Raw genomic sequence first — 17,168 nt, forward strand, 5'->3', positions numbered from 1 at the left:
GTTTTTATTTCGGAGGGGTAGACATTGATTCCAAAAATGAAAGAATACAAAGAACGATGGGGAATTATTAGCGATGATGCGATAAAACCCGGTCTTGAAGCTATACAAAAAGTCCTGCAATTAATAGGGAATCCAGAAAAGACATTAAATGTTATTCATGTATCGGGGACGAATGGCAAAGGATCTACAATAGCCTTTATGGAATCAGTCTTGAAAGAACATGGGTATTCAACTGGCGTATTTTCGTCTCCGGCAATTTTCGACATTCATGATCAAATTCGATTGAATGGGACTCCGATTTCAGAAAAAGAATTGAATCAAACTTTTAATGAAATGACAGAGCTAAGCGGCATGTTAACGGATTTTGAATTGTTGACGGTTGCGGCCTTTATTTCTTTTAAACGATTTCAACCAGATTATGTATTAGTCGAAACTGGCATGGGGGGGTTACTAGACAGTACAAATGTAATCACGCCAATAGTATCTGTCATTACATCGATTGCACTTGATCATACAGCATTTCTAGGAAGTACTTTACATGAGGTCGCAGTTCATAAATCGGGGATAATCAAAAAAGGAATTCCGGTAGTTACTGGTCCTTTACCAACCGAAGCCATGCAAGTTGTTTCACAAGTAGCAGCGGAGAAGGGGAGTTTGCTTCAAATTTACGGGAAAGACTTCAGTATGGAAAACGATGAACGATTTAAAGGTCAACAAAACATCAAGTTGCGTGGTCGTAAAATGAAAGGTGAACATCAAGGTATCAATGCAGCGATTGCTATTCAGGCGCTGCTTATTGCTGGCGTCCCACTTTCAGAAGATGATACCGGAATAGGAATTGTAAATACGTCGATCCCGCATCGATTCCAGGAAATAGAACCTGGAATCTTTTTGGATGGCGCACATAATCCGGCAGCGGCGAGAGTGCTTGTAAATACTATTAAAAGTGAGTTTCCAAATGAGAAGGTAGATTTCGTGATTGGGATGTTGAAAGGAAAAGACATTAAAGGTACATTGGACGAACTCATTCCAGTAGCGGAATCTTTTACCTTTATCACATTTCCACATAAAGAAGCTGCAAGTGGAGATGAATTAATGGCTAAATGTAATTTTGAGAACAAGAAAGTACTAGTCGCACGAGGTAATACTATAGAACTATGCAGGAAAATCAATAATAAGTGTATAGTCACAGGTTCACTCTATCTTTTAGCAAGCCTTAAATACCGATAGGCACTAATGTTTATTTGAGGGTTTATACGAATGTGTAAGTGACAAAGTTCTTTTAGTTTGTTAACATTTCAGTATATTCAGCGAGATAGTAGATACTAAGTTATGAAAGGCGGATTATGATGAAAGCATATAATAGAACTACTTTCTGGACTTTTATCGTGTGGTTTGTCATAGTTCCGCCTGGGCTAATCTATCTATTTTTAAATCATAATGATTATGAAATCAATTGGCTACATCTATCCCTATATACTGTATTTGGTTTTATTACGCTGTTGTATCCAATTAAAAAAAATGGCCAACCTCTTTTTTTGATCATGTGGGTAACAATACCTGTTTTCTTGAAATATGGGATAATCGCTGAAATTATCGTGATGCAGTTATCAGTGCTTGCCATTTTATTTGCATTTAACAATTCAATCTCCTTATTAAATCGCTTTTTGCTAAACTCCACATTATTTTTTGTATTATCAATTGTAAGTGCCGCGGTATTTACACTAGTGGGCGGAGAAATTGGTTTATTGGATTTCTGGCCGCTTATCATTGTTGTTTTTTGTTATCAGTTTTCCCATGTATCGGTAAGGGATTTAGTATTTAAGATTGATGCACATTTCAGAAAAATACCTCGGAACTATATATATAATAAAACATTATTTGACTATATATCTGGTATTGGCATTATTCCTTTCGCATTGACGGTATATTTTTTATCCGAATACGTTGGATTTGGAGCGGTATTCCTACTTGGAATTCCATTTTTACTTATGACATATATGCTTCGGATTTATAGTAATACAGAAGTAATAAATCAGCATTTACAACAGGCTGGTGAAATAGGTCACCAACTTTCGAATAATGTAACTGAAAAAAAGGTCATGGACCAATTTGTTGAAAAGGTTTCAAAAATGTTTAATGCCGAGTATGTGTATTTGTTCGATCATCAGGCTGGTTGGCTAGAACTAGTGCGCACTTATGAGAATGGAGAATTCGTTGAATTCATTTTTGACCGACTTTCACCGGGTCAAGGGATTGCTGGATCTGTTGTACTGTGGAATAAACCAATAATTTATTCCAATCGTGAAGAGTGGGGGAAAGTATCTAATGATTATGCCCCTGATGATATGCAAAGTGTTCTCTGTTTACCTATCTCACGCGATCAAAGTATTGAAACAGTGCTTTTTCTTTCAACCCAAAGAAAATCGGCATTTAAAGAGTATCATCTTCAAATTTTAGATATTCTTTGTTCATATTTTACGGTATCTGTAGAAAAAGCACGCAATGTCGAAGAAAAAGTCATTAAGAGCGAACGTTGCGCACTTACTAATCTATATAACTTTGGTTTTTTGGAAGAACGACTTCTATATGAGATGAAACTTGTGAATGAAGGATTAATAGATGAACTGTCTTTATTAATATTGGATATCGATCATTTTAAAGCAGTAAATGATACATATGGCCATCAAAGTGGGAACGAAGTACTTCAAATGCTAGCCCGAATTTTAAAGAAAAATGTTCCTCGAACTGGAATTGTTGGTCGGTATGGGGGAGAAGAATTTGTTTTCATACTTCCAGGCATGTCTAAGCGTGATGCAAAGTTATTGGCGGAACAAATTCGATCGGAAGTAGAGAGTTATGCATTTCAAGTGTACCCGAGCTTGAATAATCAGAGTGCCCCAGTCCTACTCTCGATTACTGTAAGTATTGGCGTATCGAATGCGCCTGAGGATGCTGATGAGGCAAAAATCTTATTATCGAATGCGGATCGTTCACTTTATATGGGCGCAAAACAAGCGGGACGAAATCGTGTCGCGGGTTATATTAAATAGTAAAAAGGAAGGAAGGGAATGACAATGGATGTTTCAAAAAAACAGCAGATAATTATGTTTTGTATTTGGCTGCTTGTCGTTCCGGCTTCCTTCTTGTTAGCAAAAGCTTATTTTCCTGCAAAAGAACTTGATTGGATGAATATTGTCATCTTACTATTTATCATGTTTTTAACGATGTTACTCCCGATTCATTTTGAAAATATGACGATATCTTTGGAACGTTGGATTACGTTGACAATCTTTTTGCAGTATGGGCTCTTCGTTGAAATAATCTTTATACAAATTGCGATGTTTTTTATACTTTTCACGGAAAAAAGTACGTTACCAATTTCACATAAATTTTTTGTGAATTCTACGATTTTCGCATTTACATCACTATTAAGCGGGACAATTTATCATGCTCTGGGCGGTACCATAGGGTCAATGGATTTTTCGAATGTGTTTTATTTTGGATTGATTTACGCAATTACTTATTCACTTATTAATAATTTACTGATAAAAGTATATTTTCATTTCAACGCACATATTTTTTCTTTAACCTCGAAAGGCGCGCTATGGGATTACGCATCGACAATAATCATGGTACCGTTTGGAGTCGCTTTATACTTTCTAAATGTACATTTAAGCAATAAATCATTGCTACTAATCGGGATTCCTTTCGTAATTGTTTTGATTGTATTAAGAATGTATAACAGTTCCACTACATTGAAAGATCAGCTATCGAGTGCTTCTGCAATCGGTCATGAACTAGCGGATCGGCTTTTATTTGATGAAGTTATTGAAACGTTTCTAGTGAAATTAAAAGAGGTAGTTCCATATGATAACGCGTATGTGGTAGATCTTCGGAGTGGAATTAACTTTGTTCCGCTTATGGGAAACGGGCCAAATGGGTTAACAAGTGAAGTGAAAGGTCTAATATTTCGCGATATTAAAAAGGCGGATGATGGACTGGATGCTTTATTTACAAGAATTTATTTTAATGAAAAGGACATAAAAAAATTATCGACACTTGAATTTGACGCTAACGTTCGAAGTGTATTAACGGCCCCGATTATTCGGGATGGAGTTACAGAAGGCTTTCTCATCATGACTTCTCTACATAAAAATATGTTTCAAACAGAAAGTGTTCATCTTATTAATATTTTAACCGGATTTTTTGCGATTTCATTGGAGAAAGCTAGGTTTTATGAAAGTACCATCGAAAAAGGCGAGCGATGCGGGTTAACGAAACTTCATAACTTTTCCTATTTAGAACTTAAATTAGGAGAAAATATGAAAGAACTCCAAGAGGCGAAGTTATCGAACCTGTCCGTCATTATGCTGGATATTGATCACTTTAAAAGTATTAATGATACCTATGGACACGAATGCGGTAATGTCATATTGGTGAGGTTGGCGGAGTTGCTCAGAAAATTTACTACAACTGGCACAACATTGGCGAGGTACGGTGGGGAAGAATTCGTATTCCTATTACCGAATACGACAAAAGAGGAAGCTGCCAATCTTGCAGAGGAAATTCGCGCTGAAGTGGAAAAAACAAATTTCGTTATAACGCCAGATTTATCGGAAGAAAAACCATTGGGCAGAATATCGATTGAAGTCAATATCACGATTAGTTTAGGTGTAGCTACAGCCCCAGAAGATGCAGACCATCCAAAAGATTTGCTTCGAAATGCAGACCGTGCGCTTTATATTGGTGGAAAACAGTCAGGTAGGAATTTGGTAGGCGTATATGAAGACGGCGAGGCAGCCGGTACAAGATTATAAATTGTTACGAATTAGAATCAGCGCTGGCTGGTTCTTTTTTTGTCGGGAATAACGAAAATCCAATTCCTTCCACCGAGAAGGAGGGAATGAAGCGGTACTCGAAGTCAATCAATGATAAACGGCATTGGGCGTAAGTGCCTAGCGGTAATTAGAATTGAGCTTATGAAGAAAAGTTCATACTTCAAAAGTTCTATCCTTTTGTGTTTTTATAGTGTATTATGCACTATGCCAGAAGGATAACTATTCCAATGTTTGATGAAATTTGTAAAAACTAGTTGCTATTTACTATTTCAATGTATAAACTGAAAATAAGGAATTAAATTCATCATAAAAAAATAGCGATTAATAAATAAATTAGTAGTTTGTTCGATAAAACTGTCGAATTGAGGGGGTTTATCAATGAAAATAAAGTCCTTTTTACCAATATTATGTTTAATAGCGATTATATTTCTAACCTATCAAATCGTTAATCCTAGTTTACAAGCATTTGCTAAAGATGGTTCGGCAAACGCTACAATTGCAGGCATTGAAATTACTGAAACGAAAAAAGTAGCAATCCAGGCACAGGTTGCTTCAGAAGTTGAAAAATGGAAAAGTAATGACATTCTTGTAGAAGGTGCTACTGGCAAAATTAGTGTACCTGGCTCTTATTTTACTTTTGATATTAGTAAAACAGTTGATCAGTTTATAACGCTAACCGAAACGCCTTGGTATAAGTTTTGGGCGGATGATAAAAGTACACAATTACCAATTGATGTTGTCATCGATGAAAATATTAATGAGTTATTGAAAGAAGCGCCTTTATTTTATGTAGAGGAAACAATCCATTCGATTATGGAGCATGCAGAATTCTTAAAAGAAGGTTCTGTGGCAGCAACAGAAGTATCCCTTTCTATTGATAATTTAGAACGCGTTTCTTTTGAAATTCAGGATGTTTCTGTAGATGGGACAGGCATACAAGCCATTGCTGAAGCGCTGAATGAGACAACAATTATCAATGATGAGCAGTTCTCATTACTGAAAACGCTCGAAGAAGTAGGTGAGTTCTATAGTGAAGAGACAGCCAATTTCGTTGCATCTACTCTATATAGTGCAGTCTTGCAAACTGACTTAACGATACTAGAAAGACATTCCCAAAATACGATGCCGAAATATTTGGAGCCTGGTATTGAAGCGAAAGTTAATCAGGCAAGAAATCAGGACTTCAAATTCCTTAACCAAACAGAATTTCCATTCATGATTTCTGCCACATTAAAGGAAGGCAAGTTAATGGTCGAATTTTACTCAATCAAATCTGAATACGAGATAACTTATTATATTTCTGAAAAAGAGCTTGTCAAACCAAGAACAATTTATAGACTTTCTGCTGACCTAGCGATGGGTACAGAAAAAGTTTTAGAAGAAGGGAAGGATGGTTTACGCCTTCAAGTATTTAAAAAAGTTTCTGAATTGAATTCTTCATTCGAAGATGACGTACTCGTTAGTCGTGACTTTTATCCCCCTAAGAATAGGGTGATATTAGTATCTTCAGCGGTGCCAGTGGAAACGTCCACGAGCGAAGAGGCAACGGATTCCAAGGTGGAAGATGAAGATTCAGGCAAGAATTCAACGCAAGAACCAACGAATAACGATGCTAAATCAGACACCAATAAAAACACAAATGATAAAGATGATAAAACAGATGAAAGCGTTGAATACGATAAAGGCGGAAACCTAATTACTTCCGACAACAAATAAAGAAGCGGAGGTACATCATGTGAAACGTCCCACACGTAAACGAATTGGCGATTTGCTAATTGAATCGAATATTATCACTGAAGCGCAATTGGAAAGAGCTTTAAACGATAAAAAGCGAGACGAAAAAATCGGAGATTATTTAATAAAACAAAAGCTCATAACAGAGCAGCAGTTATTACTGATTCTTGAAATGCAACTCGGTATTCCGCGTATCCATTTAAGTCAAGAAACGATTGACCAAGAACTGATGCATATCGTACCGAAGGAATTAGCGAAACGTGCAAATATTATGCCGGTGCGAAAAAATGGTCACAAATTATTAATCGCCATGGATGATCCAATGGACTATTTCGTCATCGAAGAAGTTCGAATGGCCACCGGTTACCAAATTGAAACGAGTATTGCTGCGAAGGATGATATTTTCAGGGCGATTACCAAGTATTATGATCTGCAAGAATCAATGGATGAAGTCATTCAGGATAATATACCAGTGGTTCAGGAAGATGATACACAAATAACAGATGATGATTCGCCAATAGTACGTCTTGTTAACCAAATTATCGCAAGCGGCGTAGCTCAGCAGGCAAGCGATATTCACTTCGACCCACAAGATACAGAATTGAAGATTCGTTATCGTGTAGATGGCATATTACGAAACGATCGCTCAATACCGAAAAATATGCAAAATATCATTATTGCTCGAGTGAAAATAATGGGGAACTTAAATATAACCGAAAACAGACTTCCACAAGATGGTCGAATAAAATCGGTAGTCAATAACAGGCCGATAGACATTCGGCTATCCACTTTACCAACTATTTATGGTGAAAAAATCGTTATGCGAATTCTCGACCTAGGCAACGCATTAAACGATTTGGATAGACTTGGGTTTTCCGATAGGAATTATAAGCTATTTCATTCCATGCTGGAAAAACCGAACGGCATCATTTTAATAACAGGTCCAACAGGGTCGGGTAAGTCCTCTACGTTATATGCAGGATTGAATTACTTGAACGATGAAAAAGTAAACATTATCACGGTAGAAGATCCAGTCGAATACCAACTCGAAGGGATTAACCAAATACAAGTTCGGGAAGAAGTGGGGTTAACTTTCGCAGCTGGATTGCGATCCATACTTCGCCAAGACCCGGACGTAATCATGGTCGGTGAAATCCGGGATATTGAAACGGCTCAAATTGCCATTCGATCATCATTAACCGGTCACCTAGTCTTAAGCACATTACATACGAATAACGCGATTGAATCCATTTCAAGATTAATCGATATGGGAATCGAGACATTCCTATTGTCTTCATCACTCCTTGGAATTATGGCGCAACGGCTTGTGCGACAAGTATGTCGTGATTGTCGCGTGGAGCGAGCACTTCTTGAACATGAGGTGAAATTTTTCGAGTCATATGGTGTGACGTTGGAGACGATTAGCGAAGGAAAAGGTTGTCCTTCTTGTAATGATACTGGCTACCGTGGGCGACTCGCCATTCACGAAATCTTATCGATTGACGACACAATCAAAACGCAAATCTTGAATAAAGAAAACCCAGGCCTCATTCGTCAGTATGCAAAAAGTCAAGGGTATAAAACGCTAGTCGAAGATGGTATTGATAAGATTGCAGCAGGACTAACAACAATCGAAGAAGTACTACGCGTAGCGACATCAGAATAAAGGATGTGATGAAATGCCAAACACAATTGACAATTTATTAGAAAAAGCACATGAAGAACGCGCATCTGATTTACATCTTTCCTACGGGATTCCAGCGGTTTACAGAGTTGATGGGCAACTACGGCAATTAGACGATCGGATTTTCACCTCTATCGATTTGGAAAAGATGGCTAGGAAAATCATTCCGAAAGATAAATTTACTGAGTTTGAAAATAAAGGTGAAACCGATTTTAACTATGCACTCGGTGACATCTGCCGTTTTCGAGTCAATGCATTTCATCAACGTGGTGAAATTTCAATCGCTGCTCGATTAATTCCAACAAAGATTCCAACGTTTGAAGAATTGGGTATGCCGCCTATTCTTTATGATTTAGCCAATAAACCACAAGGACTCATCTTAGTGACAGGTCCTACCGGTTCAGGAAAATCAACGACGCTTGCATCGATGATTGATTATATAAATACAAACGCGGCGCGTCATATCATTACGCTTGAAGATCCGATTGAATATTTACATGAACATAAAAAGTCCATCGTAAATCAACGTGAAATCGGGGTAGATACAAACTCATTTGCCGATGGTCTGCGTGCAGCGCTTCGGCAAGACCCGGAAATTATTCTAGTGGGGGAAATGCGTGATCTTGAAACAATATCAACTGCTATCACTGCAGCAGAAACAGGTCACTTAGTAATCGCGACCTTGCATACGAGCAGTGCAGCAACAACCATTGACCGAATCATCGACGTCTTTCCACCCCATCAACAAAGCCAAGTGCGAATTCAACTCGCGAACGTCTTGCAAGGGGTTGTCTCACAAAGACTATTCATCAATAAAAACGGCAGTGGTCGAGTAGCGGCTACCGAAATATTAATCCAAACAGCAGCAATCGCGAATTTAATACGATCAGAAAAAGTACACCAAATTCAAAACGTGATTCAAACGAGCAGAAGCTTAGGCATGCACACACTAGAAGTCTCTATTCAACAACTGATTACAAACGGCATCATTAACTACAGTGAAGCGAAAGAGTTTTTGACTGTAGGTGATTATTAATGTCAACAGTTTTCAAATATAGTGGTCGATCGTCGACGGGCGCATTTAAAAAAGGTGTCGTTTCCGCAGATACGGAAGCGGCGGCAATCGCAAAGCTTAGAAGACAAGGCATAAATCCAAGGGAAATTGCGGAGTCAACAAATATTTTACACAAGCAGGTTTCTCTTGGGGGAAAAGTTAAAAACGAGGACTTTGTCATCTATTGCAGACAGTTTGCAACGCTTATTCGTGCAGGTGTCACGCTCGTTGAATCTACTAACATTTTGGCGGACCAATCCACTAGTAAGGTGTTGAAAAGTGCTTTATTCGCGGTAGAAGAAGATGTTCGATCGGGTACAGCTTTTTCCGTTGCCGCAGCAAAAGAAAGTAAAGTCTTTCCACCCCTTTTTGTCAATATGATACGCGCTGGGGAATTAACGGGAAACTTGGATGAAACTTTGGACCGGCTAGCATTCTATTACGAGAAACAACATGCGTTAACAAAGAAGATTCAATCGACAATGATGTATCCGCTAGTATTATTCATTATTACAATTGCTGTTGTTATCTTCCTCATGTTGACGATTGTGCCGACTTTTACAGCCATGTTTGCGGATTTCGGTGCAGAATTACCGTTCATTACCTTATTCGTCATGGCGATTAGTGACTTTATTCGAGGATTTTGGTGGTTATTATTACTACTAATCTTGATACCTGTATTTGGCTTTAATTATTTATTTAAGAATAACAAATCATTTCATTACCAAGTTCATTATTTATTACTGAAAATGCCGATTTTCGGTAAATTGCTCCAGAAATCAGCGATTGCACGAATGACACGTACATTGTCATCATTATTTAGTAGTTCAGTACCAATTTTAAATGCACTAACAATTGTTGAGAAGGTAATTGGCGATCCGGTAATTGGAAAAGTAGTTTTGGAATCTAGAACTAGTTTAGAACAAGGAAGTACACTATCAGCACCACTCGAAAAGAGTTGGATTTTTCCACCACTAGTAACACAAATGACGGCAATTGGTGAACAGACAGGTTCACTTGATTATATGTTAGAAAAAATTGCAGAGTTTTACGAAGACGATGTTGATCGAACTGTCGACACATTAAAATCCTTAATCGAACCACTCATGATTGTTTTTTTAGCGGCAATCGTTGGAACAATCGTCCTTGCAATCATGATTCCAATGTTCAGCTTGTACGAACAGATTTAACAAATCCATTCATTAAAGGAGGTGATGCAAAAAGCTGCTCGACCGGATTTATCAATATGTACTTAATATATTAGAAAATTGGAGGAATAAAAATGTTTAAAAATATGAAGAAACAACTGAACAACGAAAAAGGGTTGACACTAATTGAATTACTCGCGGTTATTGTTATTTTAGCGATTATCGCGGCGATTGCGGTGCCGGCGATTGGGAATATTATTGCTAAATCTAATGACCGTGCAATTTTAGCTGACGCTTCAACTGTATTATCAGGAGCAAAACTTGCTATCGCAAACAACGAATGTAAAGAAGATAAAACTGCAAAAACAATTACTTGTAATGCAACTGTACTTAAAAGCTACGTGGAAAAAGATATTGTCACAGGCAACGATACAACTGGTGATAAAGTAGTTAAAGAAACAGAGACTAATGAGTATACAATCCATTATGCTAACTTTAAAGAAATTAAAAAAATCACCGTTGATGGCTTGACTCAATCAAACGGTACGACTACATCTGATACTTTAACAGAGGAAAAGTTATTAGCTGCAATGGGTAAAAATTAATATACGAACTACAGCAGCCCACCGCTGCTGTAGTCTTTCCTTTCATTTACCATCCAAGCAAACGACCCATTATTCGTTTCCTTCGATGATAAACGAAATGAATGTTTCTTTTTAAGGGGGCCCATGGAATGTTTCGTAGAAATAAAAATAGAGTCGTTTCTATAGAAATGAATGATTATGTGATTCGGGGACTTATTACGCAAGATGGCGATTTGGAAACGGCTAAAGTTTATGAATATGCATTGCCGCCTGGGGTTATCGTTGATGAAGTTCTCGTAGATGAACTTGCGTTTTTTGAGCTTCTTAAAAATCTTGTGAAGGATTGGAATATTTCACGTCATGACTTGCGTTTTTTTGTTCCAGATCATTCTGTCATGATGCGAACATTTGACCACCCGAAAGAATTGGCGTCGAATGAATTAAAAGGATATGTTGAAATGGAACTAGGACGTACAATTCATTTGCCTTTTGAGGATCCGCTTCTTGATGTTTATGACCATGTTGAGGGTGATGGTGAAGCGGTTATTTATGCATCTTCTTCTGAGGAAGTCGTTAAAGTGATGCAACTTTATCATGATCTTAATTTACATCCAAAAGTGTTGGATGTACGTATGTTATCGATCATACGGTTCTTAAAAAATGTAGGTTATTTAACTACTAATCGAACTTTTTTGGTTGCGGATTGGTCGATAAATGCATTGTCTATTAGTATTTATTCCAACGAAAACGTGGACTTCCTTCGGTACCATTCAGTAGAGACGCCGGACCGGAATTGGACGTATGCACCTGATTTAATGGATGTAAATTTGTTTACATATGATGGTGAAATTGAAGAATATAAGATGTCGTTATCAGAACAAGTATTGGAAGTTGAACGGATTTTAAACTTTTATCGATTTTCACTAAATAAAGGTGAAAAGTCTGTGGATCAGATTGTGCTCGTCGGTGATAATCCGGAGATGCCTTATATTCAAGAGCTATTAGAAGCTACCATTGATATGCCTGTTAACATTATTGATGATGCTTTCGTTAAACGACATTATAACGAATTAAACCGAAAACATGTCGCGTTGATTGGTCTTTCATTAAAGGAGGAAGATGCACTTGGCTCCTGAGATTAACCTGCTCCCGCATATAGAGCGGCCATCACGTGGTAGGCGATCACTAACGATTGTCCTAGGTATAGCTTTTCTGTTACTAGTAATTTACCTTTCATTTCAATATATTTCATTGAATAAAACAATCCAATCGCTTCAAACCGAGGAGCAACAATTGCAAGCGGAAAAAGCAGAGTTAGAAGAATCGATTATTGTATTAGACACGCCGGTAAAGATTGACCTTGCGACTTCAGTTGAATTTGTTGAAAGTGTTTCTTATGCTGTATCTCCTTTACTTGTGGAAGTGAATAAATACGTGAATGAAAATACATATTTACGAAACTATATTTTTTCTGAAAGTACGATTAAATTTGCGGTTGATTTCGAAACACTCGCTGAAGTTGTTGCGTATGTCGGTGATTTATCGAGTAGTCCTTATTTCCAAGATGTAAAAGTTGAACAAATTTACACATTTGACCCAGCTTCGAGTACCGATGAACCGGGAGAAGAAACGAAAAGCTTTGAGAAGGTCGAGCGTTTTGCGAATGAATTGACGGTTGAGATTGATCCGTACTATATACGGACAGGCGGTGTCGCGGAATGAAACAAACAGGTGAAAATAAAGTGTTGGTTGCACTTCTGGGCTTAATCGCTTTTCTATTAATAGGCGTTGCTTATTACTATGTGATTTTACCAAAAGGTGAAGAAGAGTCTCGGATAAAAAATGCAATCCAACAATTAAAAATTGAAAATAGCGAATTACAAAATCAAGTGGCTGTATTGAGTGTCGTCGAAGCAGATGATGCGAATGAATATGATTTGCGGAAAAAACTTCCTGTCAGCCGTGAATTGGATAATTTGCTGCATACGATTCAAGAAGTTGAGTTGATGAGTGAGTCTAAAATTATTTCCATCTCCTTTAATAATTATGATGCCGAAGTATCGCAAACCATTACAACGCCTGAAATTGAGGAGTCTACGGAAGACGTAGATGAAACGGAATCTGCTGATGAAGAAAAAGATGTTGAAACAGAAGACGAAGAGTCAGATGTAGAACTTGTAAAACCTATTACGCCAATCGATATCAGTTTATTGCCGGAAGAATTAAAGCTGATTTCTTTGAGTATCGAGTTACAAGTGTTGGATTATGATCATCTATTGAAGTTTTTACAAGAGATTGAAGGGATTGACCGGGTCGTTCGGATTGATGAAGTGGATTTCTATCAACCTGGCGAACTTGAATTGGCGCAGAAAGATCCGGATAAACGACTGGATGTAACGGTTCAGCTTACAACGTTTTTCTCTGAAGATATGGGGGATTAAATGGATATTGTTATGGGGCTTTTATTTTTCATATACGGCATCGTTTTCGGCTCGTTTTTCAACGTCGTTGGTTTACGGGTGCCGAAGAAGGAATCCATTGTTTCACCGCCATCGCATTGTACAAACTGTAACCGGAAACTTGGGGTACTCGACCTTGTTCCGGTTTTTTCCTACATCTTCTTAAAAGGAAAGTGCAGGGGATGCCAAACGAAGATTAGTTTTATCTATCCATTTATGGAGTTTGCGACGGGTGTATTATTTGCGTTGGCGTATTTCATGCTTGGATTTAGTGGGGAATTAGTTGTCGCGTTGTTATTTTTGTCTCTTCTTGTCATTATTACGGTATCGGATATTGCTTATATGCTCATTCCCGACAAAGTGCTTCTACCGTTCGCTGTCGTGTTGTTCATTTCCCGGGTATTAATCCCGCTAACGCCGTGGTGGGACGCTTTGTTGGGTGCTGTAGTCGGTTTTGGGGTGCTTTATTTCATCGCGGTCGTGTCGAAAGGCGGAATGGGCGGTGGGGATATTAAATTGTTTTTTGTCATCGGGCTTGTTCTCGGCACCGTCAATACGTTACTGACGCTCTTTGTGGCTGCGTTTATCGGCTCGATTATCGGCATTATTATTTTACGGCGAGCGGGCAAGGGAAGAAAAACACCCGTCCCATTTGGACCTTCCATCGCGCTTGCGGCTGTCCTTTGTTATTTCTGGGGGGCCGACCTTGTCGAATGGTATATGACGATGTTTACATAAGTCGATAAATATTCATGGGGTCTCTGACAGCCCTCATGTTTTTTTTCACCTTTGTTCTGCTACCTTTACAGTAGGGATACTTCATTCGCGGATAATTATTGAATGATGGTTGAACGAATCGGGCTTAATGGGATCAGAAATCATACCAGCCGCTTTAAAGTAGTGGATTGGTGGATATACTTTCCGTTAAAGCAGGACAAAACGGGGTGAAGGAAAATGAAATTCGGCAGAAACTTTAAAAAAGGCACTTATGTAATGGCAATTATTCAAGGGGTTATTATTGGGATTGCTGCTGTGGCAGTGGTCGGATTCATCATTGTCGGGGCTAACGAAAAACTTGGAAACGAACCTAAAAAGACGGAAATTCCGACGACTGGTCCAGCCGCATCAGAAGGCGAAAAACCAGTAGAGTCAGAAGTCGTTCCACTTAAATTGTTTGCGAGACAGCACGGTGTTTTTTCAAGTGCGGAATCTGCTGCAACTTTTCAAGCGGCTGATCCGTCATTAGCTTCAGCTGCTATTATTCCAGGTGATGGTGATTCTAAAGGGAAGTATTACATTTGGTCGTCGATTGGTTTGTCAGATGCGGAAATCATGGATAGTGATAGTGAGGAAACATTTCGCAAAGAAGTCTCTGTCAATATAGGAAGTTGCGAAGCGGTTGGCGCTAAATTGTTGCGTGATTCGTTGGTGGCTGATACAGTGGCGAAAATAAAAATATTGGAAGCTGAAAATACAGGGGAAACTGTGAAGGTTTTCAATGAACAATTGACCGCAATTACGGCATTTACAGACGATATTCGAGTCGTTCGACTGCATCTACTTGCCCATTATGCAAGCAAGAAGGACTGTGTAAAAATTGATTTTTGACGTCGATTAACATGGCAAGATTCCATTATCTAGATTTATACGCATTTTTCTCATTGAATGTTCTCCGCTAGAATTATTGGCAGGGAGGAGATTTAATGAAGCTTAATCGAAATAGCAATGTTGTACTTGCATCGACCTACATAACCCTTGTTGGTGAATGGGGGTGTTGCGGGAAATGACCATTAACTTGGAATTGGACCTTGAACCCAAAATAATGATTCGTGATGTCCATATTGCGGACAGGCCTCGCGAACGACTCGTGAGACAAGGTGCGCCTAGTTTATCAAATCAAGAGTTGATTGCGATTTTACTTCGAACCGGGACCAAGGATGAATCGGTTCTCGTTCTAGCGAATCGCGTGTTATCGTCTTTCGATAAAATTCAAGATTTACGGGACGCGACGGTCGAGGAGTTTACAAAGATTAACGGCATTGGCAATGCGAAAGCCGTGCAACTGCTCGCGGCCGCTGAATTGGGCAAACGTTTGTATCAAAAGCATTCAGAAGGTCGTTATACCATTCGCTCACCAGAAGACGCAGCGGCTTACTTAATGACGGACATGTCCTCGCTTCCGCAAGAACATTTCGTCGTCTTATTTTTAAATGTAAAAAATGAAGTGCTTCATAAGCAAACGATTTTTATTGGATCATTGAATTCCAGCATAGTACACCCAAGGGAAATATTTCGCGAAGCAGTAAAACGATCTGCGGCTTCCATTATTTGTGCGCACAATCATCCCTCAGGTAATCCTTCACCGTCACCGGAAGACATCGAAGTGACTAAGAGATTGAGTGAGGCTGGCGCTTTAATGGGGATTGAAGTCCTAGACCACGTCATTATTGGGGACCATCAGTTCATCAGCTTGAAAGAAAAAGGGTACATGTGACACTATCACTTTCTTCGCTTTTCCGCTATAATGTGGTGTATGATTTGATGAATGCCGTATATGAGCGGTTCAGAAGAAAGGAAGAACAAATTTGTTTGGATTTGGAGCAAGAGATGTAGGAATTGATTTAGGAACAGCAAATACGTTAGTTTTTGTAAAAGGGAAAGGGATCGTGTTACGCGAACCTTCCGTTGTGGCAAAAAACACACATACAGGTGAAATCGTCGCTGTTGGTAGCGAAGCGAGAAACATGATTGGACGTACACCTGGTTCAATTATAGCAACAAGACCAATGAAAGACGGCGTTATCGCTGATTATGAAATTACGACTGCGATGATTGAACATTATATGAGAGAAGCAATGAAAGCTTCAGGTGGTTCATTTAAAAAGCCGAACGTAATGGTTTGTGTGCCTTACGGAATTACATCTGTCGAGCAGCGCGCTGTAATTGACGCATCTCGTCAAGCTGGCGCGAAAGACGCGTATACGATTGAAGAGCCATTTGCAGCTGCAATCGGTGCGGGACTTCCAGTTTGGGAACCTACAGGTAGCATGGTTGTTGATATCGGTGGCGGAACGACTGAAGTTGCGGTCATTTCACTAGGAGGTATTGTCACAAGCGAATCAATCCGTGTAGGTGGCGATACGATGGACGTTGCAATTTCAAGTTATATCCGTAAAACATATAATTTAACAATTGGTGAACGTACAGCAGAAGCGATTAAAATGGAAATCGGTTCAGCAAATGCGACGACTAAAACTGAAAAGATGGAAATTCGTGGACGAGACCTACTTACAGGGTTGCCAAAAACGCTTGAAATCACTTCAGATGAAGTTGCGGATGCACTTCGAGAGTCGATTACGCAAATTATTGAAGGCGTTCGTAAAACTTTGGAAACTACTCCACCTGAATTATCGTCAGACGTTATGGAACGTGGAATCGTTCTTACTGGTGGTGGCGCGCTTCTAAGAAATATCGAAAAAGTTATTTCAGAAGAAACAAATATGCCTGTATTCATTGCAGAAGAACCATTAGATTGTGTTGCAATAGGTACTGGTAAAGCGTTAGATAATTTTGATGTTATTAAAAAAATGCAAGCTAGATAAAAAGGTTTGGCGGGGAATCTCTCTATTTATAACGAATAGAGAGATTTGCATCGCCTAAAAGC

15 protein-coding genes are annotated in these 17,168 nt (G+C 38.8%); all 15 read left to right on the plus strand.

The window, feature by feature from the left end; genetic code table 11:
* Window positions 1–24: 24 nt before the first annotated feature.
* The 15 genes from J4G36_RS03950 (at window position 25) to J4G36_RS04020 (ending at window position 17,106) form a co-directional block, all read left to right on the plus strand.
* Window positions 25–1,230 carry a bifunctional folylpolyglutamate synthase/dihydrofolate synthase gene (locus tag J4G36_RS03950; RefSeq protein ID WP_210468772.1) on the plus strand — a complete coding sequence of 402 codons (1,206 nt, stop codon included), beginning with the start codon at window positions 25–27 and terminating at the stop codon, window positions 1,228–1,230.
* Between the two features lie 119 nt (window positions 1,231–1,349).
* Complete coding sequence (locus tag J4G36_RS03955; protein ID WP_210468773.1) at window positions 1,350–3,053, plus strand: sensor domain-containing diguanylate cyclase; 1,704 nt, start codon at window positions 1,350–1,352, stop codon at window positions 3,051–3,053.
* A gap of 24 nt (window positions 3,054–3,077) precedes the next feature.
* Window positions 3,078–4,820, plus strand: a complete 1,743-nt coding sequence (locus J4G36_RS03960) for a sensor domain-containing diguanylate cyclase (protein WP_210468774.1) — start codon at window positions 3,078–3,080, stop codon at window positions 4,818–4,820.
* A gap of 399 nt (window positions 4,821–5,219) precedes the next feature.
* Complete coding sequence (locus J4G36_RS03965) at window positions 5,220–6,557, plus strand: VanW family protein (protein ID WP_210468775.1); 1,338 nt, start codon at window positions 5,220–5,222, stop codon at window positions 6,555–6,557.
* A gap of 19 nt (window positions 6,558–6,576) precedes the next feature.
* A complete protein-coding gene (locus J4G36_RS03970) occupies window positions 6,577–8,241 on the plus strand; it encodes a GspE/PulE family protein (RefSeq protein ID WP_210468776.1) in 1,665 nt (554 codons plus the stop codon).
* A gap of 13 nt (window positions 8,242–8,254) precedes the next feature.
* Entirely contained in the window at window positions 8,255–9,295 is a 1,041-nt protein-coding gene (locus tag J4G36_RS03975) for a type IV pilus twitching motility protein PilT (protein WP_210468777.1), read from the plus strand.
* Window positions 9,295–10,503 carry a type II secretion system F family protein gene (locus J4G36_RS03980; RefSeq protein ID WP_210468778.1) on the plus strand — a complete coding sequence of 403 codons (1,209 nt, stop codon included), beginning with the start codon at window positions 9,295–9,297 and terminating at the stop codon, window positions 10,501–10,503. The genes J4G36_RS03975 and J4G36_RS03980 overlap by 1 nt, the downstream gene beginning before the upstream one ends.
* A gap of 92 nt (window positions 10,504–10,595) precedes the next feature.
* Window positions 10,596–11,066 carry a prepilin-type N-terminal cleavage/methylation domain-containing protein gene (locus tag J4G36_RS18755; protein WP_305792216.1) on the plus strand — a complete coding sequence of 157 codons (471 nt, stop codon included), beginning with the start codon at window positions 10,596–10,598 and terminating at the stop codon, window positions 11,064–11,066.
* 128 nt (window positions 11,067–11,194) lie between these two features.
* Window positions 11,195–12,181 carry a type IV pilus biogenesis protein PilM gene (pilM, locus tag J4G36_RS03990; RefSeq protein ID WP_210468779.1) on the plus strand — a complete coding sequence of 329 codons (987 nt, stop codon included), beginning with the start codon at window positions 11,195–11,197 and terminating at the stop codon, window positions 12,179–12,181.
* Entirely contained in the window at window positions 12,171–12,767 is a 597-nt protein-coding gene (locus J4G36_RS03995; RefSeq protein ID WP_210468780.1) for a PilN domain-containing protein, read from the plus strand. Before pilM ends, J4G36_RS03995 begins: the two co-directional genes overlap by 11 nt.
* Window positions 12,764–13,486 carry a hypothetical protein gene (locus tag J4G36_RS04000; protein WP_210468781.1) on the plus strand — a complete coding sequence of 241 codons (723 nt, stop codon included), beginning with the start codon at window positions 12,764–12,766 and terminating at the stop codon, window positions 13,484–13,486. The genes J4G36_RS03995 and J4G36_RS04000 overlap by 4 nt, the downstream gene beginning before the upstream one ends.
* Window positions 13,487–14,242: a prepilin peptidase gene (locus J4G36_RS04005; RefSeq protein ID WP_210468782.1), complete on the plus strand. Its 756-nt coding sequence runs from the start codon at window positions 13,487–13,489 to the stop codon at window positions 14,240–14,242.
* Between the two features lie 216 nt (window positions 14,243–14,458).
* On the plus strand, window positions 14,459–15,112 hold the full coding sequence (locus tag J4G36_RS04010; RefSeq protein ID WP_210468783.1) for a hypothetical protein: 654 nt from the start codon (window positions 14,459–14,461) through the stop codon (window positions 15,110–15,112).
* Between the two features lie 175 nt (window positions 15,113–15,287).
* Window positions 15,288–15,998, plus strand: a complete 711-nt coding sequence (gene radC, locus J4G36_RS04015; protein ID WP_246880395.1) for a RadC family protein — start codon at window positions 15,288–15,290, stop codon at window positions 15,996–15,998.
* 91 nt (window positions 15,999–16,089) lie between these two features.
* A complete protein-coding gene (locus tag J4G36_RS04020) occupies window positions 16,090–17,106 on the plus strand; it encodes a rod shape-determining protein (RefSeq protein WP_210468784.1) in 1,017 nt (338 codons plus the stop codon).
* Window positions 17,107–17,168: the final 62 nt, after the last annotated feature.

It is taken from the genome of Sporosarcina sp. 6E9, assembly GCF_017921835.1.
Classification (GTDB): domain Bacteria; phylum Bacillota; class Bacilli; order Bacillales_A; family Planococcaceae; genus Sporosarcina.